This is a genomic window from Cohaesibacter celericrescens, from assembly GCF_002866925.1.
GTDB lineage: Bacteria > Pseudomonadota > Alphaproteobacteria > Rhizobiales > Cohaesibacteraceae > Cohaesibacter > Cohaesibacter celericrescens.
The window spans coordinates 77,642-103,762 of the sequence record NZ_PKUQ01000008.1 but is presented as its reverse complement, the minus strand read 5'-3'; the positions used below and the strand labels follow the sequence as shown (position 1 = coordinate 103,762).

Below are 26,121 nucleotides of genomic sequence, written 5' to 3'. Positions count from 1 at the left end.
CAAGATTGGTTCCAAGGGGCTTGCGCGTCCGGCTCGTGGATAGAGCAAAACATCTGAAGACTTCTGCCCTATGCAAGATTGTAGAATAACACAGCCATTAGGCATCAACGGGCTGGAGGCGCTCAACGGCTTCTTCGCGGATTGGCCAATGGATGAGAGCGGCAAATATCCCCAGAGCGATGGATATCCACCAAATCACATCATAATTGCCGTAGGTATCATACAGAACACCACCCAGCCACACGCCCAAAAAGGCGCCGATCTGGTGGGATAAAAAGACAAACCCGAACAAGGTTGCGACATAGCGTGTCCCAAACATCTTGGTCACCAGCCCCTGCGTTGGCGGTACCGTTGACAGCCACAAAAGGCCCATGGCTGCGGAAAAGGCCAAAATTGACGGAACACTGATGGGGAGAATAATAAAGATCGTGATGACGACCGCGCGGGACAGATAGATGAAACTGAGCATGTAACGCAAAGACATTTTGCCGCCCAGAATGCCAGCAGTAAACGCCCCTGCCATATTGAACAATCCGATAAGAGCGATCGCCCAAGCCCCCCATTTGGCATCAATGCCAAAATCGGCAATGAAGGGTGGCAGATGCGTGGTGATGAAGGCCACATGCCAGCCGCAAACGAAAAAGCCAAACACCAGCAAAATATAAGAATTGTGCCCAAAGGCCTCGCGCAGCGCTTCAGTCATTGTTTGATCTGCTTGGCCTTGGGAGGCATTGAAAGTGGGCTTGCCGCGGAAAACCACTGCTATGAAGGGAATGATCAGCACTATAACGGCCATTATCACCAACGTTTCCCGCCATCCGAAAGCACTCAGAAGCCATTGAGATAGCGGGGCAAATATGAATTGCCCCATAGACCCTGCTGCTGTGCCAAGACCAAAGGCTACGGATCGTAGATGGGCCGGCAACAGACGGGTAAAGGCGGCTAGAATTAAAAAGAAACCGCAGCCGGCAATGCCGACACCCATCAAGACGCCTGCGCTTAGGGTAAAGGCCAATGGGTCTGTTGCTGTGGACATCCAGTAGAGCGATAAGGCATAGGCTACAGCCCCCAAAACAAGGACGCGAGCGGTGCCAAAGCGGTCGGCCAACATTCCCGCAAACGGTGCCGCAACACCCCACGCCAGATTTTGAACGGCAATAGCGAGTGAGAAGACCTCTCGGCTCCAGCCATTCTCAACTGTCACCGGCGTTAGAAAAAAGCCCATCGTTGCGCGCGGCCCAAACCCGACCACCGCGACAAAGCAGCCCAGCAAAATAATCAGCCCATAGGGTAATCGGCTTTGTTGAGTGTCTGTCATGGCGGTTGCTTCCTTTGACCGTGGGGCCTCAGACCCTTATCAAGGTAAGATAGAACGCATCAAGTCTAAGTAAAAGTGATTATTCTTGATGCATTCATTCGCACAATGAATAGATAATTCTTGAGTCTGTCATAATGCTGAAATGTCGGGTGGCTAATGTTCCTGTAGAAACAGTCGGCGAGACACTCCTGTATTTCGGGACCAAAACCTTTGCCTTGAACAACAAAGACAGTCGTTTTTTATCACCAAATCATTTTCTTTTTATAGGGCGTTGGATCCAGAGGTTGGCGAATAAAGTGCCAATTTTTCCAAAGGGATCAGAGCCCACTTATCCCCTAATGCGCCTCTAGGGTCTGGAAATTTCATTACCTTGCATCTATATTGAGGATGAAACATTTCAATGACACTGCCAGAAGGCAGGGGGACCAGCGGCGCGCTGGTTGTTTTATGGCCCTCCTTATGCTCAAGGTGAGTATAAGTCTGGAGTTCTAGAGAAACACTGTGATTTCTTTGTAATTTCAATGAAAAATCTTTGCTTCACATGTCCGGATGACCAACTCAGACAATGGAAGATAAAGAAAAAAGGTCCAGCGGGAAGCTCAATAGAGCCCTATACCAAAGCGCCGCAAAAAGAGCAAAGGTGGCACGAATATTATGATGATGCCTGCACAAGCTGTAACTGATTTTGCGACCCGTGAGCCCAGCAAAGCTGCGCTCGACAGAGGTATTCTGCCAATGCCATCGTTGGAATATACCGATGAAGTGGCTGCCGAGACTGCGCCAATCTATGAAATGGTCAAAAACGTCATTCCGCCGATTGAATGGCCTTTTCATGCACCTTACATTTCAGCCATCAACCGGCTGAAAAAAGAGCGCGGAGCTGTAATTCTTGCGCATAATTATCAGACACCGGAAATTTTCCATGGTGTGGCTGATTTTAAAGGCGACAGCTTGCAGCTCGCCATTGAAGCGGCCCAGTCAGAATCAAATCTGATCATTCAGTGCGGTGTGCACTTCATGGCTGAGACCTCCAAAATTCTCTGTCCGGAAAAAACCGTTCTGATTCCTGATTCGACCGCAGGGTGTTCGCTAGCCTCCTCGATCACGGCAGCGGACGTCCGTGCCCTGCGCGAAAAAAATCCCGGTGTTCCGATCATCACCTATGTGAACACAAGTGCTGACGTAAAGGCCGAATGCGATATTTGTTGCACCTCTTCCAATGCCGTTCAGGTGGTGGAGAGCATGGGAACAGATCGCGTCTTCTTGATCCCCGATCAATACCTGGCCAAAAACGTAAACCGTCAGACCGATGTGGAAGTGCTCACCTATGCCGGGGCGTGCGAAGTGCATGAACGCTTCACCGCTGAAGAGCTGCGCGGGTATCGTCGTTCCATGCCAGACGTACAGATCATCGCACATCCCGAATGCCCTCCTGAAGTGGTGGATGAAGCGGACTTCTCTGGCTCGACCAAAGGCATGATCGATTGGGTCAAAACCAACCGCCCCGAAAAAGTGATGATGATTACCGAATGTTCCATGGCTGACAATGTAGCCAGCGAAACGCCGGACGTCAGTTTTGTGCGGCCTTGTAACTTGTGCCCTCACATGAAAAAAATCACTCTACCCAAAATTCTCGACAGTCTTCTCTATATGCAGGAAGAAGTGACGGTGGATCCAATGGTTGCCGATAAGGCGCGTCAAGCCGTGGAACGGATGATCAACCTCAAGTCGTGATACCAAAGACCGTAAAGGCCCGTTACTCCACCTCAGAGAGCCTGAATAGGGTCAAATACTTAGGTGATGGATAATCGGGCCTTTTCATTTGCCCTCGCAGGCATCCTGTGATTTTGTCACAGCGCTGCTTCTCGGCTCAATATTCAGGGACTACTCCCGCTATGATCTTTTCAGCCTCCGATGACACCCTCGCACCTAGCTGGCAACACCATGATGACGTGATCATCGTCGGCGGCGGGCTTGCAGGTCTTTTTTGTGCCTACAAATTGTCTCCCAGACCCGTCACCTTGATATGTGCGGCGCCCATCGGAGAGGGCTCCTCTTCCGTCTGGGCACAAGGGGGCATTGCCGCAGCTGTCTCTGAAGGAGACAGTGTCGCGTCTCATCTGGCTGACACCATTGAGGCTGGCGCAGGCATCGTGGATGAAAACATCGCCAAACTGATGACGTCTCACGCCGCCGAGCGCATTCTGGATTTGCTGGAAGTGGGGGTTCCCTTCGACAAGGATCTGGAAGGCAAGCTTGAATTGTCTCGTGAGGCAGCCCATTCCGCCAACCGCATCGTGCGTGTGTCGGGCGATAAAGCCGGTTACGCAATTATGGAAGCGTTGATTAGCCGCGTGCTTGAAATGCCATCCATTCGCCTGGTTGCAGGCTATCAGGCCGAATCATTGCATATGAATGGGAACAAAGTCGCTGGTGTGATTGCGCGCAAGCGCACAGGCGACAATCGTGAAGGCCAGAGCATCAGTACAGTCTTGTTTCCGGCTCGCGCCGTTGTGTTGGCCTCTGGCGGAGCAGGGCATCTGTTTCGTGTCACGACCAATCCTCCCGAAGCCAATGGCGATGGCATGGCCATGGCCGCTCGCGCCGGTGCCGTGATTGCCGACCCGGAATTTGTACAATTTCACCCCACCGCTCTGGACGTGGGCAAAGATCCAGCGCCTCTGGCGACAGAGGCCTTGCGCGGCCACGGCGCCCATTTGATCAACGATGCGGGCGAGCGGTTTATGCTTGATGAGCATAAAGACGCAGAGTTGGCCCCGCGCGACATCGTTGCACGAGCGATTCACCGTCAGGTCGAAGAAGGCAAGGGTGCCTTCCTTGATTGCCGTGAAGCAATTGGAGCAACCTTCGCCGAAGAATTCCCGACAGTTTATGGCTATGCGCAGGATGCCGGAATAGATCCAGTCACCCAGCCGTTGCCGATTGCCCCCGCTGCCCATTATCACATGGGCGGTGTGCTGACCGATGCCCATGGCCGCACGTCGCTGGATGGCTTGTGGGCCGCAGGGGAGGTGACATCAACAGGCGCGCACGGAGCCAACCGTCTTGCTTCCAATTCGCTGCTGGAAGCGGTTGTTTTTGCTTCTCTCGTGGCCGATGACATCAATCGCCAGTTCCATGCGCCCAAAGTACATGATTGGCAGCCTTTGCAAGATGAAGCCCAGTTGCCGGGGGCATCGCAGCCGGAAGAAGATATTGCCAAATTGCGCAAGACAATGAGCCGCCATGTGGGCGTTGAGCGCACACAAAAAGGTATGGAGGCAGCGCTCCGCACGATTGATCAACTCGAGAAGAAGTGCGTCAGCGAAAGCTTTAGAAATCAGCTTGTCGCTTGCAAAATGATTACGGCGGCAGCCTTGCAACGCACCGAAAGTCGGGGTGGTCACTATCGTACCGATTATCCTAACTCTTCTGAGGAATGGCATCGCCGCACCTTCATTACGCTGGCCGAGGCACAAGCCATTATGGCAAGGGTTTTGAATTCGAAGAGCGATGCTACCGACGAAAACTGATCTTATGGCCAGTTGGCGAAACACAATTTAGACCCTATTCCTACCAAGCAATGTCGACCAAAAGGATATCTCGCCCATGAGCGAAGCGACCAGCTTTTCCGCAGATAAACTCTATCTGCCGCAACCCATCATCGACGAGGCTGTGCTTTCGGCCCTCAAGGAGGATCTGGGGCTGGCTGGTGACATCACCACGCTTGCAACGATCCCCGATACCGCGCACGCCAAGGCAGTAATTGCTGCCCGTGACGCAGGGGTCATTTCTGGTATTCCTCTCGCTGACAGTGCGTTTCGTCAGATTGGAAAATGGCACGGGGAGATCGTTACCTTTTCCCCCCAGATGGAAGATGGCACTGAAGTGGGCAAAGGCGATGTCGTTGCGCGCATCTTTGGCCCGGCTCGACTCGTTTTATCGGCTGAGCGTATCGCGCTCAACTTCATGGGGCGCATGTCTGGTATTGCCACGGCAACCCATGAATTTGTGCAATTGACTGAAGGCACCAAAGCCAAGGTGACCTGCACCCGCAAGACCACACCGGGGCTGCGTGCCTTTGAAAAATATGCGGTCAAATGTGGTGGAGGATCTAACCATCGTTTTGGTCTGGATGATGCCATTCTGATCAAGGACAACCACATCGCTGTGGCTGGTTCGGTCACCGAGGCAATCCGTCGCTCGCGCGAATATGTCGGCCATTTGGTCAAGGTTGAAGTGGAAGTGGACACCATCGAGCAGCTCAGAGAAGCCATCGCCGCCAAACCTGATGTGATTATGCTGGACAATATGGGGCCGGATAAACTGCGCGAAGCTTTGGCGATTATGGAAGGCACGGGTATTATTTCCGAAGCCTCGGGCGGTGTGAATCCAGACACCATCAGAGCCGTGGCGCAGACGGGCGTGGACTATATCTCCGCAGGCTACATCACCCATTCTGCTCCCAACTTCGATCTCGGGCTCGATATTTCTGTCAGCTAACAGCGCAAGATACAAATTCCAAAGCCCCGTCCAAGTGCGGGGCTTTTTGCGTTTTATGGGATGTCCTATTTATCCTTGAAACGGTCCTGTGTGGATTTGAAATCATCTTTCCCCATGGACGGAGCCCGCCACGAGGCGCGTTTGGGTTGGACCGCTTTCGATGGGCTTGTGGCCTCGGGTGCCTCATTCTGCGGTGAATGAGCAATTGATGAGGAAACCGCGAATGCATTCAAGGGGTCCGGACCGTAAAGGTTTGAGCCTTCATCGCCTTTGCGGATGTTTAAATAGATCAAATAGAGCATCCCAAACAACGGGACGAGCACGATAAACATCCACCAGCCACTCTTTCCCACATCATGCAAACGACGCACGCCCACCGCCAGACTGGGCAAGAGGGTCGCAAGATAAAGAATGGTCGACAGTGGCCCTTCGTAATCCCCACCTTCGGATTGAAGATCTGATGATGGGACCATTCCTTCTGGAAAGAGTGTGACGTCCACGATGCCAACAGCGATGCTTGTCAGGATCAGTGCCAGCGTCCACCACCAATATTCAGCCCTGCGAGCACGACCAGAAAAGGTGGCATATTTGTTAAACACGGCGCGAACCGCTGCAGCCATATTCATAGGGACCCCTCTCAAACAATCAAATCATCTACTATTAAAATCGTGCCCGTTTTGCGTTTAGGGTGCGAGGCGGGCAAAGAGTTATAGTCAGATGATATCCAGACTGTCCGGAAGCGCAATGCAGGAAAGAGAGCTTACTCTGCCGGGGCCATTTGGGACGGCGCCTCAGCAGGTGCTGGTTCTGAGCTCACGGCATCGTTTTTGGCAACGTTGGCCAAGGCGAACGGATTGGCACCAAAGCGATTAAAGCCAGGCTGGCTGGCCCGACCCAACATAGCAACAAGTGGCACAAGGCCCAGCAGCGGTATCAAATAAACCAAACCCCACCAACCCGTATGCCCTCTATCATGCAAGCGGCGCACCGTGATCGATGCCATTGCCGGTGTCAGCAATAAAAAGTGGATCCAGACAAATGGCTCTCGTCCACCGAACAAGCCCTGCAATATCAGCAAAAAGCCCGTTGGCTCCGCCTGCCTGAAATAGGTGACATCAGCCCCCAGTGCTGCAAAATACATGAGTGCATAAAAGACAAAGAAGAACCAAAATTCCTTGCGTGCTGTACGCCCCGAAAAGGCAAACGAGGCCCTGAGGATCGAAAAAATCTTGCCGTACAAAGAAAACATCCAGCAACTCCAACACACGTTTGGTGCGCAAATAGGCGCATCAATAGGGCTAGCCTATGCAAGAGCTTATGGTTAATCAATTCTAAAGATAATAATTCGTCTTGAATGGTTAATGCTGAAAATGCTGGTAAGCTGGGTGTGTAATTTGAGGTTGCGAACGGGTGTGAAAAGCACCAATGGCAAAAGCCGTCCAACAGCGCAGCTTTATTGCCCGATTGTTGCATTGACTTCATACGCCACCAAATCGTTGGATAGAGTATCCTGACAACTACGGATAATTGGGTGATTCTGATAACATTTGTTGCAGAAATGGCCCTGCGAGGAGTGTCCTGCCTGTGTCGACTGTCTATATCACCCACCCATCCTTTGTGAAGCATCTGACACCCGAGGGGCACCCAGAGCGGCCCGATCGCATGCGTGCTGTCAATATGGCGTTGGAAAATGAAAAATTTCATTTCATGCCACGTGAAGAAGCACAGATGGGACGACGGGAAGATATTCTGCGATGTCACCCCCATGCCCTCGTGGATATGCTCGAAACCCTCTCGCCTGCAGAAGGTTTGGTGTCCATTGATGGTGACACGGCGATGTCACCGGGCACATTTGACGCCGCGATGTATGCGATTGGTGCCTCCACGCAAGCGGTAGATGAAGTGATGCAGGGCTTGGTCAACAATGCCTTTTGCGGCATTCGCCCACCCGGTCACCACGCAGAAAAAGACCGTGCCATGGGCTTTTGTTTTTTCAACAATGCTGCGGTTGCCGCCCGTTATGCGCAGGCAAAATATGACGCTGAACGCGTCGCTGTGATTGATTTCGATTTGCATCACGGCAATGGCACGCAGGACATTTTCTGGGCTGATCCCTCGTTGATGTATTGCTCGACGCACCAGATGCCGCTTTATCCCGGTACTGGCGAATGGAATGATACGGGCAAGGATGATGAGGGAAACATCGTCAATGCGCCACTGGGGGAGGGGGATGGCTCAGACCACATCCGTGATGCGTTCAACTCCCGCATTTTGCCGTCCCTGTATAATTTCAACCCCGATCTGGTGATCATCTCCGCTGGTTTTGACGCCCATATCCGCGACCCGCTGGGGGACCTGACCTGCACCGAGGCCGATTTCTCATGGATGACCGGCAAGTTGATGGATGTGGCCGACAAATGCTGTGAAAACCGTGTCGTATCGTTGCTGGAAGGTGGCTATGATCTTACCGCGCTGGCCCGTTCAGTCGCGGTGCATGTGGATCGTTTGATGCACGGATAGGGCCACCGGCCGTCTAACTGTTGGGTTTTGAGCGTTAGTCGTCGGTCGATAAATAGTTCTCTCTATTGGCCACTTATGCCTGCTGTCCCATTGACGTCCATCGAGGTGCCAATGCGCAACTTTCTGTCTTGAAGCGTTCAGACACGCACGACACACATTTCTCCCTTGTTTTCTAATCCCGATCTTATCAGCCTTCGGTTGGGCAGGGAGGCACGGCGGGCTGCCCCTCATTTAACCCAATGAATGCGCGATCGTGGTTTGAAGCTCTTTCGTTGAAAACTGTCAATTGTGAATTATTATTCTGTACTTTATGGTTGTATCATGAAAAATATATTACTTGCCGTTGCGGCCGCATTGACGGTCGCAGCATGTGCCCAGAAGCCAGATGCCATCGCACCGGCCTATGTAACGCCGACGATTTATGACAGCTTTAGCTGCAAACAGCTCGGTGAAGAGCATAAACGTCTCAATCAGGCCTATATGCAAGCCGCCGGTCAGCAAAACCAAGCGCGCAAAAATGATATCGCTGGAGTCATTCTTATCGGTTTGCCTGTGTCTAGCCTTTCGGGGGGCAATGTCGCGCCGCAAATCGCAAATCTTAAGGGTCAACAGGATGCCGTGCGCACCACGATGATCAAAAAGAACTGCTCTAAATAGGCGCCAAACTTTTCTGTTAAATGCAGGTTTAACGATCCCAAGGATATAGTCTTCCAATGCGGGAAGGCTTTTGCAGATCGTTGTTTCCATGTATGAAGAAGAAGCGGCACCTCACTGACGCCGCTTGATTCGACATCTTTTCTGCGCCAAAGGAACGTTCTTCGCCATGACAGACCTGTCCAAACTCACATTCGAAGCGGCTTTGGCCGAGCTGGAGCAGATCGTTCAGCGTCTTGAAAGAGGCGATGTTGAGTTGGAAAAATCCATCGAAGCCTATGAGCGCGGAGAAGCACTGAAGCGGCACTGCGATGCTTTGTTGAAAAAGGCAGAAGAAAAGGTCGAAAAAATCCGCCTTTCTGCAGAAGGCCAGCCTGTCGGTACCGAACCTTTGGACGTTGATTGATCCCCAGTTTCGGCATCACTATGATGCCCGGTGCTCAGTGTCTATTCTGTTTCTTCTTTGCATGACTATACCGAAAGTGTCGTATTGTCATTCGGTTGCATTCCCCATACGTTAGATGTGTATTTATCGATATGGCGAAGAGTGGAATGACTATGAGCACGCAGATTGAAACTGGTTGTCAGGAAATCAAGGTAACAGTCGCAGACGGTGTCCGCACCATCCGCATGGATCGCCCTGAAAAGAAAAATGCCCTCACTCTTCCCATGTATGACGCAATTGCCGCGGCCTTGACCGGAGCAAACGACGACGTCGATACACGTGCGACCCTGATGCTCGGCCTACCCGGGGCTTTTAGCGCGGGCAACGACATTGCGGAATTTGCCAAAATGGCAACAGCTGGCGCTTTGGGAGAGCCAATTGTTGCTTTTCTCAACACCTTGGCCCAGTCACAAAAGCCGTTGATTGCTGGCGTTGACGGTTTGGCCATTGGCGTGGGCACAACGATGCTGTTCCATTGTGATTATGTTGTCGCCTCCGAGCGCTGCCTGTTTAAAACCCCCTTCACCGATCTAGCTCTCTTGCCCGAGGCCGCCAGTTCTCTATTGGGACCGCGCATAATGGGTCATCCGAAAGCCTTTGAGTTGCTGTGTATGGGGCAGGCCTTTGATGCCATGGCGTTTGAAAAAGCAGGCGTAGTCAATGCCGTGACCAGTGCGGATGCATTGGAGGATACTGCCTTGGCCGCGGCCAAAACAATAGCGACAAAGCCTGTAGGGGCGATGAAAATCGCACGGGATTTGTTGCGCAAAGCTGGTGTCGAGGAGGTTAAATCCCGTATTCGTGAAGAAGCGGCCGCCTTTGCAACTCAACTTGGTTCCGCTGAAGCGCAAGCCGCCTTTGCAGCTTTCCTTAATCGAAAATAACCGGTCAGTCCTGCGGTTTGTTTTCCGAGGCCTTGGTGGGTGCTTTTTCGACAACTGGCATGAACAAAACAACCAAAATTCCGGCTCCGCAGGTGACAACGCTGATCACAAACCAAACAAAGCCGGACCGACCTCTGGCTTTGGCCGTAATGGCCCCGATGATCCCCGCCAACATGAGCACCTGCAGCACGATCATTTCATAGCTGCCGATATTGAAAATGCTGGGAACGTTGGGCATGGAAGTCTCCTTGGATTTGTTCGGCACATCCTTAAGCCCGATTGCCGGTGAATGCAATGTGAAGAAGGGGGGGGGGCTAGCGAACCCAGCCTTCGCCTATGGCTTTCTTCCAGGCAATCCAGTCTTCCAAGATCTCTACACAGCGTTGATAGCCGATACCCGTCGGGTGCAAACCATCGCCCTCGGCAAGCGCGCGACGATAGACCGGACTGTCAGCAAGAGCTGCATAAAGATTGAAGAATGGTACGTCGAGATCACGGCAAATATCCGCATAGAGAACCGATCCGGCATCAATGTCTTCATTGCGAAAATCAAATTGCATTTGTTTGGTCAAGCGATAGGGCATCTGCGCTTCATCAATGGGGGCGGGGCCAACGACAAGAATAGGCGCTAGCTCTTTGAGCTCCCCGACCAAAGCCCGAAAGGTACGGGCCAGCCCGCCGCGCGGTGTGCGCAACTTGCCGTCATAGTCGCCATCAGCAAAGCGGGAGAGGTCATTGGCACCGGTTCCAAGCACAATCAAGGGCCCCATCGACTGCAGCAGGCGCGCGTTACACTCTTCTCGCGCGCGCTTCTTGATCTGATGCATGGTCTGTCCGCGTACGCCAAGATTATAGGGGACAAATTCTGTCACTTTGCCACGATGCGCCTGCCAAAGCCGACCGGGCCAACCAAGACCTGCCTCATCTCCCATGCCTTCGGTCGTCGATGCTCCAACAAAGCAAACTCGGCGCATGATATCTCTCCTAATCGTTGGACCGAATGCAACAGATTTATCAGGGCAGATCAAGTCTTATCGATGATCGAGATTGCAAAGGCGATGGTGAGTAAATACAACAGATCCGGCTGAGCTTTACGAAAACAAGGGACGCGACACATTATGCAACAAGATCCTTGCCCATGTGGCAGCGACAAACCCTTCGGTGCGTGTTGCGAACGCTATCTTGTTGGCACTGCGCTACCTGATACAGCACAAGCCTTGATGCGTTCGCGCTACACGGCCTATGCGAAGCAAAATATCGCCTATTTAAAAGATACCTTATGGCCGAAATACCAGCCCGATTTTGACAGTTTTGCTGTTTCCAAATGGGCCTCCGAAAGCCATTGGGTGGGTCTTGAGATCTTGAGTGTAGAGAAAGGCACAGCAAAGGATCGCGATGGAACGGTTTTGTTCGAAGCGCGCTATTTGTCTGCCGGAGCCATGGCCTTGCACCGTGAATTAAGCCTTTTTCGCAAGAAATCTGGTCGCTGGTACTATGTCGAGGCTCTACCCCAAGGGTGACCAAACAGCCTGAAGCACCATCAAAACGCCCTGTTGATAAAAATAACTAGACGACCGGTCTATTCTAATCTATAAGGTCACCATGCAAAAGAAAACAGAACAGACACGTGATCATATTCTAACCGTCGGACGAGAGCTCATTTCGGCCCATGGCTTCAATGCAATGGGGCTTGGGTTGTTGCTCAAGCATGCGTCTGTTCCCAAAGGATCCTTCTATCACTATTTTTCCTCAAAAGAGGATTTTGGGTGCAAACTACTCGAGCTCTATGTTGAGGCCTATCACGAGCGCCTCGATACTCTCTGGAGTAAGGAAGGGCGCACGGGTCGCGAAGGCCTGATGGAATTTTTCGACCAGTGGATCATCACACAATCACCGCCGGGTAGCAAAAGCCAGTGCCTGATTGTCAAATTGGGTGCGGAGGTTTCGGACATGTCAGACGCGATGCGCTCAATCCTGTCCAAAGGGGCTGTTGGGATCTCTGATCGGCTGGCAACACAAATCAGGATTGGTATCAAGGATAGCTCGCTTTCCGACAAAATTGATTCAGATGCGACGGCATCTCTTCTTTATCAAATGTGGTTGGGTGCGAGCCTGTTGGCCAAACTGGAACAATCGGTCGAACCCTTTCGAATGGCCAGACGCAACAGCGAGATGTTGCTCCCCACCGGTTAGCTCACCCCCTCAATCCAATATAATGGCGCTTATTTAACCCCATAATGCCAACAGATGTTGGCTTAAAAATAGACGACCGGTCTAATATTGCCGGTTCATTCAGTCTTCAGGAGACACCCATGACACAATCAAACACCGTAAATCGTAAATTGATCCTCGCACAACGCCCTGTTGGAGCACCGGATGATGCCACTTTGCGCCTTGAAACCGACGCCATCCCTGAGCCTGCGGAGGGCCAAATGCTGTTGCGTACGGTCTATCTGTCGCTCGATCCCTATATGCGGGGCCGGATGAGCGATGCCAAATCCTATGCGGAGCCCGTCGCAATCGGAGGCACCATGATAGGCGGCACTGTCGCACGTGTGGTCAAATCGAATGTAAAGGGGTTTGAAGTTGGCGATTGGGTGCTTTCTTTTAACGGCTGGCAGGATTATGCCCTCTCGGACGGCACGATGGTCACCAACATGGGCAAGAACCCAGAGGCACCCTCATGGGCATTGGGCGTCTTGGGTATGCCGGGCCTCACCGCCTATGCTGGTCTTCTGAAAATCGGAGATCCTAAACCGGGTGAAACCGTTGTTGTGGCTGCGGCAACAGGAGCCGTTGGCTCACAGGTTGGGCAGATTGCCAAAATCAAAGGCGCTCGCGCCGTCGGCATTGCAAGTGGAGCGGAAAAATGTGCCTACGCGGTGGATGAATTGGGCTTTGATGCCTGTATTGACCGCTTTGCTGATGACTTTGCCGAACAATTGGCTGCCAACTGTCCGGCTGGGATTGATGTCTATTTCGAAAATGTCGGCGGCGCTGTGTTCAAGGCGGTTCTGCCCTTACTCAACGCCAATGCCCGCATCCCGCTCTGCGGCTTGATCGCGATGTATAACGCCACGCAAGCTCCAGAAGGACCGGACATGTCAGGCGCGTTGATGTCCACATTCCTTGTCAAAAAAATCAAGGTACAGGGCTTTATCGTTTTTGACGATTTTGGCCATGTCTATCCAGAGTTTTCTGCCGATATGATGGCGTGGATCAAAGAAGGCAAAATCAAATACCGCGAGCATCTGGTCGAAGGTCTGGAAAATGCGCCATCGGCTTTCCTAGACCTGCTGGAAGGCCGCAACTTTGGCAAAATGGTCATCAAAGTGGCTGAACACTAATTCGATTGGCTAGACCCGCATTCTTGCCAATCAAGCTGGATCGACATCATAAAGGCACGATGCCGATCCAGCGCACTTCCAATAAAGCAACATCTTTGGCTGAAACGGCAACATGTGTGATTGATTAAGTGCCAATTGCCGTAATTTGTGGCGCGCGTTGCCTAATTAGCGATGATATGATCAGTATATGTCCACAAGGGGCGACATATTTTGGGGGGATATCGATAGCAGGGCTGGTCAGACCCATGATTGTCATGAAACAGTTGTGTGTGGTCGTTATCGTATTTTTCGTTTTTGGGTTCCCCGGAATACAAACCCGAACGAAGGCTCCCTGACAGGCCTCGCCAGACTCTGAACCGAGCCGACTTAAGAACGGTCATTCGGGGCGGGCAAATCCGTCACTCGATCTTTGTCGAGCGGGAGATCATATTTTTTTGGAGGTTTCACTTACATGAAAGCACTTTTCACCAGTGTTGCCGCTTTGGCTCTGACCGTTGGTTTTGCCGGCTCAGCAAATGCGGACTATTCCCTCAACATCCTGCATATCAATGATCTGCATTCTCGCATTGAATCGATCAACAAATATGACTCCACTTGCAACGCCAAAGGCGAAGAAGAAGGCAAATGCTTTGGTGGCGTCGCCCGTGTCAAATCCATGCTCGACCAGCGCCGCGCTGCGCTGAAAGATGCTGGCAAAAATGTGCTGACCATTGATGCCGGAGATCAGTTCCAAGGCTCACTGTTTTATTCCACCTATAAAGGCGCTGCCGCTGTCGAATTCATGAATGGCATTGGCTTTGACGTTATGGCTGTTGGCAACCACGAATTTGACGATGGCCCGCAAGGCCTCGCTGATTTCCTCGCCAAAGCAGAATTTCCGGTGATTTCAGGCAACATCGACGTATCCAGCGAGCCGCTGCTGGCAGGTAAGATTTCCGGCTACATTATCAAGGAAGTCGGCGGCCAGAAAATCGGGCTTGTCTCCACCCTTGCAGAAGACACCGTCGAAACGTCTTCCCCCGGCGATAAGGTCATTTTCTCTTCGTCTGAGGATTATCTGAAACAAGCCGTACAGGAACTGACCGAGCAGGGCGTCAACAAAATCATTGCCGTCACGCACGAAGGCCTGACAAAAGACATGGATCTGGCATCCAAAGTCTCTGGCATTGACATGATCGTTGGTGGCCACTCCCATACGCTTCTATCCAACACCGATGATAAGGCCGCTGGCCCTTATCCAGTGATGGTGAAAAACCCAGACGGCAAGGACGTGCCTATCGTTCAGGCCTATGCCTATTCCAAATATGTTGGCGACATTGAAGTGACCTTCAATGACAATGGCGACATCATCTCTGCCAAGGGTGATCCCATTCTGCTCGACAAATCCGTTGCTATGGACGAAGGCTTTAAGGCTCGTGTTGCTGAATTGGGCGCGCCAATCGAAGAGCTGAAAGTCAAGGTTATCGGTTCAATCGAAGCCGACATTGACGGCTCTCGTGATAACTGCCGTTTGAAAGAGTGCGAAATGGGTAGCGTTGTTGCTGATGCGATCCTTGATCGTGTAAAAGCGCAGGGCGTTTCCATCGTCATTCAGAATGGTGGCGGACTGCGTTCTTCCATTCAGGCTGGCGAAGTCACCATGGGTGAAGTGCTGTCTGTTCTGCCATTCCAGAACACATTGGCCACTTTCCAGCTCACAGGGGCAGGGGTTGTCGAAGCTTTGGAAAATGGTCTTTCTCAAGTCGAGAAAGTCGCGGGCCGTTTCCCTCAAGTCGCCGGTATCAAATACAGCTGGTCTGCAGCCAAACCCGTTGGTGAGCGTGTCATTTCTGTTGAGGTTATGAAAGACGGAGCTTGGGCACCAATCGACCCAGAAGCTGTCTATGGTGTGGCTTCCAACAACTATATGCGCTCCGGCGGTGATGGCTACAAAGTCTTCAAAACCGACGGCAAAAACGCCTATGACTACGGTCCGGGCCTGGAAGAAGTTCTGGCAAGCTACATTGCTAAAAATCCAGGGTTCAAACCCGTTCTGGACGGTCGCATCACTGAAGTGAAATAACCTTTTGCGATTGTAATCAAATTGAAGCCCGGCGGATATTGTCTGTCGGGCTTTTTTAGTGCACGAACCACTAAAGGCCTTCTTGTCGTGGAATCAAGCCGGTGCCATATTGTGAAGGGATCCAAAATGCGCCAATCACAATCAGGAGACAAGACATGAACCTCATTCTCGGCTTTATTTTAGCATGCATCGTTTTTGTCTTGGCCAACGCACTTTACAAGCTGACCAACCGTCCCAAAATTGTGCCGATCCAGCCAGAAGAACGCCCTAATGCCGCTTTGCTGGTCATCGACATGCAGGAAGATTTCACCCGCAATGCTGGCGAAAAAGGACATGATGAGCAAAGCCTAACTGCCAGTGTCAAAGCCATCAATCAATTGACCGAGATCGCAAAAGGCGCTGATATCCCGATCATCGAAGTCAGCCATGCTTTTATCGACCCGCTGGAAAAAATCGTGATAAAACTGATCGCGGGTGGACGGGGTGTTGAAGACTCCCAAGGGTTGGTGCGTGACCGCGATCTTATATTCAAAGCCGACCATCATATTTGGAAGCATGAAGGGGACAGTTTTACCTCTCCCATGCTGTCCAAGATTCTCGAAGAGCATAACGTCGGTCATCTATACCTGACGGGCCAGGAAGCCGCAGCCTGTGTGAATGCCACCGCTAATGGCGCGCTCAAACGCAACTATAATGTCACCCTTCTCGATGACGCTATTCTCGCTCGTGATAAAAGCAAATGGAGTGGCTTGCGCGAAAAACTGCTTCTCGCTGGTGCCAAAGCCGCCAATCAATTGCCGGTCTAAACCGGATTTTCAGTGGGTGCCGCGCTCAATAAGGATCGGGTCAATCATTGACACTTCTTTGGCTTTGTCTGGATCCTCCAGACGGGCTTCTAGCAAGCGCAGTATTTCTGACACAGTCTGCTCAATCGGATTGCGAATGGTGGTCAGATTGAAATCTGGCCAACAAGCCATAGCAATATCATCAAAGCCAATAACAGATAGATCGCGAGGCACCGCGGTCTTGTCGATGATGCGTGCTGCGGACAGAACCCCCAACGCCATGGCATCATTGGCGCATATAATGGCATCCAGCGCGTACGCCGCCAAAAGCTCCTGAGCACACAGACTGCCACCTTCAAAGGTGAAATCAGCATGACGATGCGCCACCAATTCAAGCCCGTGTTTCTGCAATTGGCTTGTCACACCGGTCAGGCGTTCCGTTTGTGATGTTCGCGAAGGAGGGCCACCTACATAGCCAAAGGCGCGTCGGCCTTTGGCTATCAACAGCTCTGTTGCCAGCGCCGTTCCCATCGCATTGCGGCAGGATACACAATCGGTGTTGGGAGCGTCGACCACGTGGCCGGAAAAGATGACCGGAATATTCAGCTTGGCACAATCATCAATCAGCGAGGCCTGAATGCTGCCGCCACGCACGATCAAAACATCGAGAGGAAAATGAAGAACCGACCTGATGGCTTCCTCGGTCACGGCTTCAGACCCGCCCAGAACCAGCGGCCACTTATTCGCAGCATTCAGCCCCGAAACCAACTGTGCCACAAATTCAGAATCGTAATGGTTGCCCAAATCCCCCGCGATGATCCCCACCAAATTGGTGCGGTTGCCTTGCAGGCTAGCCGCTAGCGCATTGGGTTGATAACCCAACTGTAAAGCGGTGCTCTTGATCAGCGTGCGTTTGGCATCGTCCAGATAGGCCCCGTCAGTAAAAGCACGAGAAACGGCCGATCGGGACACCCCCGCAGCCTTGGCAACATCAGAAGCGGTCACGCGCCTTGGGCGCCTTTGTGTGAGCGTGGACGGTTTGCTTGTGCCATTTCCAGACATGATCTGTTGGTTACCTGAGCGTTGGAAGCCATGTCAACGAACAGCCATGCAAGCGTCATATGACTGTTATCTTCAGGCGTTATGTGAACACGTGTGCAGAAAAGTTGCAAGTCCAAATGCCGCCATGCTGCCTTTTCTTCAAGAGGCAAAATAGCGGGGTTTGGATGTTTAGCATTTTGTGCGCAGGGCCCGGCTTAATCCGGGACACTGTTTTCATATCCAGCATGGGCATCCTGCACATGTTGGCTCTTTTTGTGGGATGCCTACAGGCAATTTGTTTGGAGCAAACAATGAAATTCCTGAAAATCGCAGTCGCCAGCGCCGCGCTGAGCCTGATGTCAAGCGCAGCATTTGCTGAAACACAAATCACTTGGTGGCACGCTATGGGTGGCCAGCTTGGCGAAACCGTCAATGCCATTTCCGAGAAGTTCAATGCCTCTCAGGACGAGTATAAGATCACTCCGATCTTTAAGGGCGGCTACGAAGACACTTTGACTGCTGGTATCGCCGCATTCCGCGCTGGCGAACAGCCAAACATCATGCAGGTGTTTGATGCCGGTTCTGCTACCATCATCGGTGCCAAGGGTGCGACTATCCCAGTGCAGGATCTGATGGCTGACAATGGTGTGGAATTCAACATCGAAGATTACATCTCCGGTGTGCGTTATTTCTACGCGGACAGCAACGGCAAGATGATCGGCATGCCGTTCAACTCATCCTCTCCAATCATGTATTACAATGCCGACGCTTTAGAAAAAGCCGGTGTTACCGCTCCTGTGACATATGAAGAGTTCGAAACTGTAACAGCGCCTGCTCTGAAAAAAGCCGGTTATGTTGCTTTCGTTCAGTCTCACCTGCCTTGGGAATTTGTCGAGAATTTCCATTCTCGCCACAACCTGCCATTCGCAACCAACGACAATGGCTATACTGGCGCCAAAGGCACCAAGATCCTGATCAACTCACCAGAGCAGAAAATGCACTGGACCCACGTCAAGAAATGGCTTGATGATGGCCTGTTCGGTTTCTACGGCACCTCTTGGGGTGACAATCAATCCCAGTTCGAAGAAGGCAAAGTTGGCCTTTGGATTGGGTCTTCAGGCTCCTTTGGTGGTTTGACGCAGAAAAACCTGCCGTTCAAATGGTCCGCGACCAACCTGCCTTATTGGGAATCAATCACCAAAGAGGGCTATCAAACCTTCATCGGCGGCGCGTCTCTGTTCGCTATGTCTGGCAAACCTGCTGAAGAAAATGCTGCAACTGCCGCTTTCTTCAAATTCCTGACATCGCCTGAAATCCAATATTTCTGGCACAAAGAATCCGGCTATGTGCCCATCACCACAGCTGCCTACGAGCTGGCCAAAAAAGATGGTCACTATGATCGCCTGCCAGCTGCTGAAGTCGGCATCAAACAGCTGTCTCTTCAGTCTGGTGAAAACACCAAAGGCTATCGTATGGGCTTCTATGTTCAGATCCGTGACGTAGAAAACCGTGAACTCACCCGTTTCCTTTCCGGTGAAACCGATATTGATAGCGCGCTGGCTACCATCGAAAAAGAAGGCAACACTCTGCTTGAGCGTTTTGCCAAAACTCAAAAATAAATCTTTTTGATCAATCAACGGACGGCCGTATTTGATGCGGCCGTCTCATTTTTTGGTTGCAACTCCGCAGCTCGAAAGCATTGCATCACTGGCATCTGTCAGGTGTTGCACCCGAAGACGCAGCGCCCGACAACGCTCGAAAAACGGCGCGCCAGACTATGAGGCCCAAACGTGAAACGCGCCGGATTCCAATCCCGTTGGCTGCCGATCCTGTTCCTGCTACCGCAGCTCTCGATCATCGCCATTTTCTTCTACTGGCCTGCATTTCAGGCTTTAAAGCTGTCTTTTTATCTAGAAGACCCGTTTGGCTTCAGCTCGACTTTTGTCGGTTTGGACAATTATATCGACATTCTGAGCAACCCCGAATATGCCAGAATTGCGCTATTCACTTTGGTGTTTTGCCTGCTGGTGACCTTCTTCTCTCTTGCGCTGGCTTTGTTGTTTGCAGTCAAGGCAGACAAAGTGATCAAGGGTGCCAAAACCTATCGCACCTTGCTGATGTGGGTTTACGCTGTGGCGCCACCGGTTGCTGGTTTTATTTTTTTGGTGATGTTTTCCCAGCGGTGGGGGCCTTTGACCAATCTGCTCGGTTATTTTGGCTATGACTTTGTCATTGGCGTGAATTATTATGACACCGCCGCCGCAATGATCATTGCTTCGGTCTGGAAGCAGATCCCGATCAATTTTATCTTTTTCCTCTCGGGTTTGCAGTCCATCCCCCGTGCCATATTGGAAGCGGCCAAGATCGATAACAAATCAAGCATGCGGCGTTTTTGGGATATAACCTTCCCGCTGCTCGCGCCCACCGGTTTTTTCCTACTGATCACCAACATCACCTATTCGCTGTTTGACACCTTCGGAACGTTAGACACGATCACGCGCGGTGAACCGGGATCAAACCCTATGACACTGGTCTACAAGGTCTATGTCGATGGCTTCCGTGGCAATGATCTGGGTGGTTCGTCAGCACAGTCGGTTATTTTGATGGTGCTGGTGCTGGCCATGACCATTTTCCAATTCCGCCTCATCGAGCGGCGCATTCATTACACATGAGGTCCATTATGACTGATACATCTCATTCAATCGGGGCTTCCGGAACTGAAGCGCCCGTGATTGTGCCAAAAAAGCGCAGGGTCCATTTCAGTGCGATTATCGATCATGGCATCCTGATCATCGGCGCGTTGATGATGGTCCTGCCTCTGGTGATGGTGCTGCAAATGACCACGGTTACGGATGTTGAAATCCTCAAACACGGTCCTAGCCTGACCATCGGAGATGAGTTTTATAGCAATCTGACGAAAGCCCTGTTCGGCGCTTCTGGCTTCTCGGGCGAAAACACCGGCCTGAGCATGTTCAAAAACTCGCTGATCCTTGGGGTCGGCTTCGCTATGGGCAAAATCGTCATCTCTATGATGGCCGCCTACGCCATTGTCTATTTTCGTTTGCGTTTTGCCACTTTCGCTTTTTGGTTGATCTTCACAACCCTGTTGTTGCCGCTAGAAGTGCGTATTTTGCCTTCTTATGAAATTGTACAGAAAATGGGGCTCCTCAACAGCTATACCGGCTTGATCCTGCCGCTCATCGCTTCGGCGACAGCCACCTTTTTCTTTCGCCAGTTTTTTCTATCCGTACCCGAAGAACTGGTCGAAGCCGCCCGCATCGATGGCGCGGGGCCGCTGAAATTCTTCATTGATATTTTGGTTCCCCTGTCGCGCACCATGATTGCTGCGATCTTCATCATCATGTTTGTTTACGGCTGGAACCAGTATCTCTGGCCAACCATGATCACCACTGATGAAGACATGTTCACGCTGTTACGCGGCATCAAACAGATAACGGCCAGCATGTATGACGGCCAAATTCCCGAATATGGTCGCGGCAATCTTTTGGCGATCCTTGCGATCATTCCGCCCGTCGCCGTGGTTATCTTCTTTCAAAGCTGGTTCGTTAAGGGCCTGACCGAATCCGATAAGTAAGGAAATTCCAATGACTGTTGTCACGCTTGATATGGTCCGCAAAATCTATCCCAACGGTTTCGAAGCGGTCAAACCCTGTAGTTTCAAAATTCCCGATGGCGAATTTGTCGTGCTCGTCGGCCCTTCGGGGTGTGGTAAATCGACATTGCTGCGCATGATCGCCGGTCTTGAAGAAATATCCGGCGGTGCCATTTCCATCGGTCAGCGCGTCGTCAATGACGTCGACCCCGCCAACCGCAACATCGCCATGGTTTTTCAGAACTATGCCCTTTATCCGCATATGACTGTCTCCCAGAACATGGGTTATGGTCTGAAAAATCGCGGCTTGCCCAAATCCGAAATTCAGAAAAAAGTCCTCGATGCAGCCAAGATGCTGAACCTGATGGACTATCTCGACCGTCGTCCCAGCCAATTGTCTGGAGGACAGCGCCAACGTGTAGCCATGGGGCGGGCCATTGTGCGTTCTCCCGAGTTGTTTTTGTTCGACGAACCTTTGTCAAACTTGGACGCGAAATTGCGCAACCAAATGCGCATCGAGATTCGCTCTCTTCAGCGGCGGCTAGGTGTCACTGCAGTGTATGTGACCCATGATCAGATTGAAGCGATGACCATGGCCGACCGCATCATTGTGCTTAATGAAGGCCGCATCGAGCAGATCGGCACGCCCGCCGAGATTTACAACCAGCCTGCGTCCACCTTTGTGGCTGGATTTATGGGTGCACCACCAATGAACCTGCTCAACGCTACGCGGTCCGAGAACGGTCTGCTTTCCATAGGGGATGATATCCAAATCAATATTGAAGCCCCCAAGTCTGCGGACAAAGAATTCCTGCTCGGGATCCGCCCCGAAGATGTCGAAATGCGGGCTGAGGGCGGTCTGCCTTGTGACGTCCAGATCGTTGAGGAGTTGGGTGCCAACCATTTGATGCATGGCAAGCTTGGCGGACAAGATTTCTCCGTCAGCGTGCCCAAAGACGTGCAAGCGATCACTGGTCCAGTGACCTATGGATTGAAACCCAATGCTGCGCACTTCTTCGATAAAGAAAGTGGTTTTAGATTATGACAGATTTGGTCTCAAGCCTGCCGGATATCACAGACGCTGAGCGTCACCGGATTCTTCGTGTTGAACGCACGCCGGATCAGCATCGCGCCTTGCTCACCGACATTCCTGCTATGACCGCACTGGAAGTTGGTGGAAAGGCAAAATCGAGCAGATTGTCGGCAGACTTTACAGTTGCTGCCTGGAATGTCGAGCGCTGCCTTTTTCCAGATAGAAGCGCCAATCATTTGGCCAGCCACACGCCATCCGTGGTTCTGCTCAGTGAGATGGACAGCGGTATGGCCCGCACCGGCCAGCGTAACACCACTGCCGAGATGGCCAATGCCTTGGGCATGCGGTATGCCTATGGGGTTGAGTTTTTCGAGATGGGTTTGGGCGGCCCGACCGAACGCCCATACTGCAAGGATGACTTTAACGCCAGCGGGTGGCATGGCAATGCAATTTTGTCCGCCGTACCATTCGAAAAGCTGGCTCTGTTTCGCCTTGACCAAAACGGCCGCTGGTTCTGTACCGGCTCAAATTCGGCCGCCGACCCCGAGCAACCCCGCATGGGAGGGCGCATGGCGGTTGCTGCTATTGTGCCAACTGAAACCGGCCCTCTTTGCGTTGTCTCCACCCATCTGGAAAGCAATGCTAACGCCGCCTACCGACATCAGCAGTTTGCCTCGCTGTTAAGTATGATTGATCGCTTTGCTCCCGATATTCCCGTACTGATTGGCGGAGATCTCAATACCGGCAATCACATCCCGCCTGACTTTGACTGGCGCGTTGAAAGCCTTTTCGATTTGGCTCGGGAGCAGGGGTATCACTGGGATCTAACGCCGGATGGTGTCACCACACGCAACAGCCTCATTACGCCTCATGATACACGCCGCATGAAGCTTGATTGGTTCTGCGCCCGTGGCCTTGTGGGCGCCGCCAAGCCTTTATTGGCTTCGCTTGATACCGACGGCACCCCTTTGTCTGACCATGAATGCATTCTGTGTGATGTCGTGACAAAAGGGAGTTAAAGCTTCTCGCTACCGACAATACCTATATTTTGAGCGCACCAAAGCAAATAGGCTTTGGTGCGTTATGCGTTTGCACAGCGCCAAATGCGGCAATGCAAAAACGGGTGATCTGTCATACCAAAAGAGCAGTAGTATTTAATAGACTGATTAGTCTATTAAATACATATGTCAGATATCGTTTCAAATAATGCGAACCCACTACCCAAAAAACGAGGGCGCCCGCGCAAGGATCCTCTTGATCAGATTGCGCGCCAGAAGCTCATTCGCGCGGGTTTGATCAGTTTGACCGAGCACGGATATTCTGCGGTCAGTGTTGATGAAGTGCTCACCTCATCAGGTATCACCAAAGGCAGTTTTTACCACCATTTCAAATCCAAGGCCGACTATGGACTGGCGTTGATAGAGGCCTACCATGAGTATTTTGCCGCCAAGATGATGGCGTGGTTCGAGCAATCCGACCTCGCACCGCTGGACCGTTTGCGCGGTTTTGTCACCGACGCAGAAGCAGGCATGGCCAAATACGCATTTCGTCGCGGCTGCCTTGTTGGCAACTTGGGTCAAGAAATGAGCGTGCTTCCCGCTGATGTGTCCGAAAGATTGATTGCGGTGCTCGAGGACTGGCAACGAAGAACCGCCAGTTGTCTCCGCCAGGCACAACATCAAAATCAAATTTCACAAAAGCATGATCCCGACGCTCTTGCCGCTTTCTTCTGGATCGGCTGGGAAGGAGCGGTGCTTCGTGCCAAACTTGAACGCAATCCTGAACCGTTGCGCTGCTTTGCCGCCGGTTTTTTCACACTCGTATCAAATTAAGGTATCCAGTTATGGTCGATGCAATTGTTATCGAAAAAGGTGAAAGTGGCCAGAGTATTTCACAAAGCCAAGTGACATTTGAGCCTCTTGCAGAGGGTGAAGTCGCTGTCGATGTTGCCTATTCCACACTGAATTATAAAGATGCTCTGGCAATCACCGGCAGTTCGCCCGTTGTGCGCAGTTTCCCCATGGTACCGGGCATTGATTTTGCCGGCATTATAACTGAAAGCCGCCACGCCGACTACACCGTCGGTGACCGCGTTGTGCTGAATGGTTGGGGAGTGGGAGAAAAACATTGGGGCGGTCTTGCCAAGCGGGCGCAGGTCAACGGTGACTGGCTGGTGCCATTGCCCGACGGGGTTTCTATGCGTCAGGCCATGGCCATCGGTACCGCCGGATACACCGCAATGCTCTGTGTCATTGCGCTGGAAGACCAAGGCATCACGCCTGATAAAGGGGAAGTGGTAGTCAGTGGCGCCACAGGTGGTGTCGGCAGTGTTGCCACAACATTGCTCGCAGCCAAGGGCTATAACGTTGTTGCCGTCACAGGGCGTATGAGTGAAGCAGGCTACCTCAAAGACTTGGGCGCGACGTCTGTCATTGATCGTGAAGAAGTGTCGGGCAAACCCCGTGCGCTGAATAAAGAGCGCTGGGCAGGGGCCGTGGATGTGGTCGGTGGTCAGGTTCTGGCCAATATCTTGTCTATGATCCAATATAACGGTGCCGTTGCCGCCTGTGGGCTGGCCGGTAGCATGGATTTGCCGACAACGGTTGCGCCCTTCATTTTGCGCGGTGTAACGCTGAAAGGCGTGGACAGCGTCATGGTGCCAAAGGCAAAAAGACAAGTGGCTTGGCAGCGGCTGGCAACTGATCTGGACCAGAAGAAACTAGAGGCCATGATCACAGAAGTTGCCCTGGAAGATGTAATCAAAACAGCACCGATGTTCCTTGAGGGCAAGGTGAAAGGTCGCATTGTGGTTCCGGTTTCCCCCGAACTGGATTAAGGTTGCGGCGCATCTTCGCCGCACACCGCAAAGCGTAACGGGTCTTTGGTTTCAATCAAAGGCCCGTTTTTATTTGCACATTTGAAATTCAATCAGGGGGCCGGTACCAAATAGGCGGTTTCCGCAAGATCTGCTGATGGCACTTTGAGGAGCAACGGGTTGGGGGCAGGGACACTTGGGTTCGACGTCGCACTGATCGTGGCTACCGTCTGATCGGTCTCCGGATGCGGTATCGACACCTTTTCTTTTGTCTTGATTAATGCCCGTTTGCCTAAAGACACCTGTTTGCGAACGGACGGAGCCGGTGTGATCTTGGCGGCAACCGGAGCGAGGGACACCGCATCTCCACTTTGCCACAGCCGAGCAAAGTCGGGCTTGAGTTCGATGCGCTCCATCAGATTTTGTGCATCCTCTTTTTGCAGACCTGTATCGCAATAGCGCAAGCGATAAGAAAGGCCTTGCCGCGATGGCCAGCTAGCAGAGTTGCCCAAACCATTGCCGTCTGAAAGGGAGGTGTTTTCGTCGGTCAGGGTTTGCCAGCCAAACAGGCAATTCACCTCGTTGGCACTTTTAATAAACAACATGCCAAAGGGCCCGTAAGCGTTGCGATAGATGCCTTGTTGGCTCAGGTCTACTTTTGCGACCGGCATCGATCGAGCAGCATCCGCGACAATGTCAGAGGCCCGACTGGAATGCAAAAGCAGTTTGTCATTTCTCTTGCGGTCCAATCGTCGCCCTGCAATGCGCGTATCGATATAGTTTTCCCCCTGTCCTCCGCGTGCCATCGGATAGACTACGCGCTGGGAAAAGCCATTCTGGTAGGTCCGTTGGGTGGCAGATAAAATTCCTGAGGTGCTATCGCGCATCCGGACCACAACCATGGACGCGGGGATGTTGGCCTGCTCATTATAAAGCGCCGCCGCCTCATGGCTTGAAATCGCCTGCGAAAAGTCTTGCGTGCTGATTAAGCCATCTTGCACCACCGACGCGCCACTGCATGCAGCCAAAGGCAGAGTGGCCAGAGCGATAAGGGGCAGGCGGCCGGACAAATTGTATTTCTTTACATGGGTCAGCATTCTT

At 52.1% G+C, this 26,121-nt stretch carries 26 protein-coding genes; 19 read left to right on the top strand and 7 right to left on the bottom strand.

Annotated elements, in window-relative coordinates; genetic code table 11:
• Nucleotides 1-97: 97 nt before the first annotated feature.
• Nucleotides 98-1,318: an MFS transporter gene (locus C0081_RS04790; protein WP_101532666.1), complete on the bottom strand. Its 1,221-nt coding sequence runs from the start codon at nt 1,316-1,318 to the stop codon at nt 98-100.
• A gap of 654 nt (nt 1,319-1,972) precedes the next feature.
• Between C0081_RS04790 and nadA the strand changes: the two genes are divergently transcribed.
• From nadA to nadC, 3 genes are all read left to right on the top strand, one after another.
• Nucleotides 1,973-3,052 (top strand): quinolinate synthase NadA, encoded by a 1,080-nt coding sequence (gene nadA / locus C0081_RS04785; protein ID WP_101532665.1) that lies wholly within the window; start codon nt 1,973-1,975, stop codon nt 3,050-3,052.
• A 161-nt stretch (nt 3,053-3,213) separates the two neighbouring features.
• On the top strand, nt 3,214-4,851 hold the full coding sequence (locus C0081_RS04780) for an L-aspartate oxidase (protein ID WP_101532664.1): 1,638 nt from the start codon (nt 3,214-3,216) through the stop codon (nt 4,849-4,851).
• Between the two features lie 76 nt (nt 4,852-4,927).
• The gene (gene nadC, locus C0081_RS04775) at nt 4,928-5,821 is read left to right on the top strand and encodes a carboxylating nicotinate-nucleotide diphosphorylase (RefSeq protein WP_101532663.1); all 894 of its coding nucleotides are present in this window, start codon (nt 4,928-4,930) and stop codon (nt 5,819-5,821) included.
• A gap of 65 nt (nt 5,822-5,886) precedes the next feature.
• Here the strand turns inward: nadC and C0081_RS04770 are convergent, their stop codons facing one another.
• Complete coding sequence (locus C0081_RS04770) at nt 5,887-6,447, bottom strand: DUF805 domain-containing protein (protein ID WP_101532662.1); 561 nt, start codon at nt 6,445-6,447, stop codon at nt 5,887-5,889.
• 134 nt (nt 6,448-6,581) lie between these two features.
• Nucleotides 6,582-7,070 carry a DUF805 domain-containing protein gene (locus tag C0081_RS04765; protein WP_101532661.1) on the bottom strand — a complete coding sequence of 163 codons (489 nt, stop codon included), beginning with the start codon at nt 7,068-7,070 and terminating at the stop codon, nt 6,582-6,584.
• A 335-nt stretch (nt 7,071-7,405) separates the two neighbouring features.
• On the opposite strand from C0081_RS04765, the gene C0081_RS04760 reads away from it, so the two are divergent.
• The 4 genes from C0081_RS04760 (at nt 7,406) to C0081_RS04745 (ending at nt 10,324) form a co-directional block, all read left to right on the top strand.
• Nucleotides 7,406-8,341 carry a histone deacetylase family protein gene (locus tag C0081_RS04760; RefSeq protein WP_101532660.1) on the top strand — a complete coding sequence of 312 codons (936 nt, stop codon included), beginning with the start codon at nt 7,406-7,408 and terminating at the stop codon, nt 8,339-8,341.
• Nucleotides 8,342-8,662: 321 nt separating this feature from the next.
• On the top strand, nt 8,663-8,998 hold the full coding sequence (locus C0081_RS04755; RefSeq protein ID WP_101532703.1) for a hypothetical protein: 336 nt from the start codon (nt 8,663-8,665) through the stop codon (nt 8,996-8,998).
• Nucleotides 8,999-9,164: 166 nt separating this feature from the next.
• Entirely contained in the window at nt 9,165-9,401 is a 237-nt protein-coding gene (locus C0081_RS04750) for an exodeoxyribonuclease VII small subunit (protein WP_101532659.1), read from the top strand.
• A gap of 152 nt (nt 9,402-9,553) precedes the next feature.
• Nucleotides 9,554-10,324 carry a crotonase/enoyl-CoA hydratase family protein gene (locus C0081_RS04745; protein WP_101532702.1) on the top strand — a complete coding sequence of 257 codons (771 nt, stop codon included), beginning with the start codon at nt 9,554-9,556 and terminating at the stop codon, nt 10,322-10,324.
• A 4-nt stretch (nt 10,325-10,328) separates the two neighbouring features.
• Here the strand turns inward: C0081_RS04745 and C0081_RS04740 are convergent, their stop codons facing one another.
• Together C0081_RS04740 and C0081_RS04735 are read right to left on the bottom strand one after the other, a co-directional pair.
• On the bottom strand, nt 10,329-10,562 hold the full coding sequence (locus C0081_RS04740; RefSeq protein WP_101532658.1) for a hypothetical protein: 234 nt from the start codon (nt 10,560-10,562) through the stop codon (nt 10,329-10,331).
• Nucleotides 10,563-10,638: 76 nt separating this feature from the next.
• Nucleotides 10,639-11,298 carry a GDSL-type esterase/lipase family protein gene (locus C0081_RS04735; protein WP_101532657.1) on the bottom strand — a complete coding sequence of 220 codons (660 nt, stop codon included), beginning with the start codon at nt 11,296-11,298 and terminating at the stop codon, nt 10,639-10,641.
• 144 nt (nt 11,299-11,442) lie between these two features.
• On the opposite strand from C0081_RS04735, the gene C0081_RS04730 reads away from it, so the two are divergent.
• The 5 genes from C0081_RS04730 (at nt 11,443) to C0081_RS04710 (ending at nt 16,539) form a co-directional block, all read left to right on the top strand.
• Nucleotides 11,443-11,844 carry a YchJ family protein gene (locus C0081_RS04730; protein WP_101532656.1) on the top strand — a complete coding sequence of 134 codons (402 nt, stop codon included), beginning with the start codon at nt 11,443-11,445 and terminating at the stop codon, nt 11,842-11,844.
• A gap of 82 nt (nt 11,845-11,926) precedes the next feature.
• A complete protein-coding gene (locus tag C0081_RS04725) occupies nt 11,927-12,517 on the top strand; it encodes a TetR/AcrR family transcriptional regulator (protein ID WP_101532655.1) in 591 nt (196 codons plus the stop codon).
• Nucleotides 12,518-12,636: 119 nt separating this feature from the next.
• Nucleotides 12,637-13,671, top strand: coding sequence for an NADP-dependent oxidoreductase (locus C0081_RS04720; RefSeq protein WP_101532654.1), 1,035 nt, complete (start codon nt 12,637-12,639; stop codon nt 13,669-13,671).
• Nucleotides 13,672-14,122: 451 nt separating this feature from the next.
• Nucleotides 14,123-15,733 carry a bifunctional metallophosphatase/5'-nucleotidase gene (locus C0081_RS04715; protein ID WP_101532653.1) on the top strand — a complete coding sequence of 537 codons (1,611 nt, stop codon included), beginning with the start codon at nt 14,123-14,125 and terminating at the stop codon, nt 15,731-15,733.
• Nucleotides 15,734-15,888: 155 nt separating this feature from the next.
• Nucleotides 15,889-16,539 (top strand): cysteine hydrolase family protein, encoded by a 651-nt coding sequence (locus tag C0081_RS04710; RefSeq protein ID WP_101532652.1) that lies wholly within the window; start codon nt 15,889-15,891, stop codon nt 16,537-16,539.
• A 9-nt stretch (nt 16,540-16,548) separates the two neighbouring features.
• On the opposite strand, the gene C0081_RS04705 is transcribed toward C0081_RS04710, so the two are convergent.
• On the bottom strand, nt 16,549-17,523 hold the full coding sequence (locus tag C0081_RS04705; protein WP_210200392.1) for a LacI family DNA-binding transcriptional regulator: 975 nt from the start codon (nt 17,521-17,523) through the stop codon (nt 16,549-16,551).
• Nucleotides 17,524-17,870: 347 nt separating this feature from the next.
• On the opposite strand from C0081_RS04705, the gene C0081_RS04700 reads away from it, so the two are divergent.
• From C0081_RS04700 to acuI, 7 genes are all read left to right on the top strand, one after another.
• Nucleotides 17,871-19,178, top strand: coding sequence for an extracellular solute-binding protein (locus tag C0081_RS04700; protein WP_101532701.1), 1,308 nt, complete (start codon nt 17,871-17,873; stop codon nt 19,176-19,178).
• Nucleotides 19,179-19,349: 171 nt separating this feature from the next.
• Entirely contained in the window at nt 19,350-20,231 is an 882-nt protein-coding gene (locus C0081_RS04695) for an ABC transporter permease subunit (protein WP_101532650.1), read from the top strand.
• A 131-nt stretch (nt 20,232-20,362) separates the two neighbouring features.
• Entirely contained in the window at nt 20,363-21,154 is a 792-nt protein-coding gene (locus C0081_RS04690; RefSeq protein WP_245417860.1) for an ABC transporter permease subunit, read from the top strand.
• A 10-nt stretch (nt 21,155-21,164) separates the two neighbouring features.
• Nucleotides 21,165-22,217 carry a sn-glycerol-3-phosphate ABC transporter ATP-binding protein UgpC gene (gene ugpC / locus C0081_RS04685; protein WP_101532648.1) on the top strand — a complete coding sequence of 351 codons (1,053 nt, stop codon included), beginning with the start codon at nt 21,165-21,167 and terminating at the stop codon, nt 22,215-22,217.
• Entirely contained in the window at nt 22,214-23,224 is a 1,011-nt protein-coding gene (locus C0081_RS04680; protein WP_101532647.1) for an exonuclease/endonuclease/phosphatase family protein, read from the top strand. Before ugpC ends, C0081_RS04680 begins: the two co-directional genes overlap by 4 nt.
• A gap of 165 nt (nt 23,225-23,389) precedes the next feature.
• Nucleotides 23,390-24,037 carry an acrylate utilization transcriptional regulator AcuR gene (gene acuR / locus C0081_RS04675; RefSeq protein WP_101532646.1) on the top strand — a complete coding sequence of 216 codons (648 nt, stop codon included), beginning with the start codon at nt 23,390-23,392 and terminating at the stop codon, nt 24,035-24,037.
• Nucleotides 24,038-24,048: 11 nt separating this feature from the next.
• Complete coding sequence (acuI, locus tag C0081_RS04670) at nt 24,049-25,041, top strand: acrylyl-CoA reductase (NADPH) (protein ID WP_101532645.1); 993 nt, start codon at nt 24,049-24,051, stop codon at nt 25,039-25,041.
• Between the two features lie 92 nt (nt 25,042-25,133).
• Here acuI and bcsN read toward each other — a convergent pair whose 3' ends face one another.
• Nucleotides 25,134-26,117: a cellulose biosynthesis protein BcsN gene (gene bcsN, locus C0081_RS04665; protein WP_101532644.1), complete on the bottom strand. Its 984-nt coding sequence runs from the start codon at nt 26,115-26,117 to the stop codon at nt 25,134-25,136.
• Between the last annotated feature and the right edge of the window lie 4 nt (nt 26,118-26,121).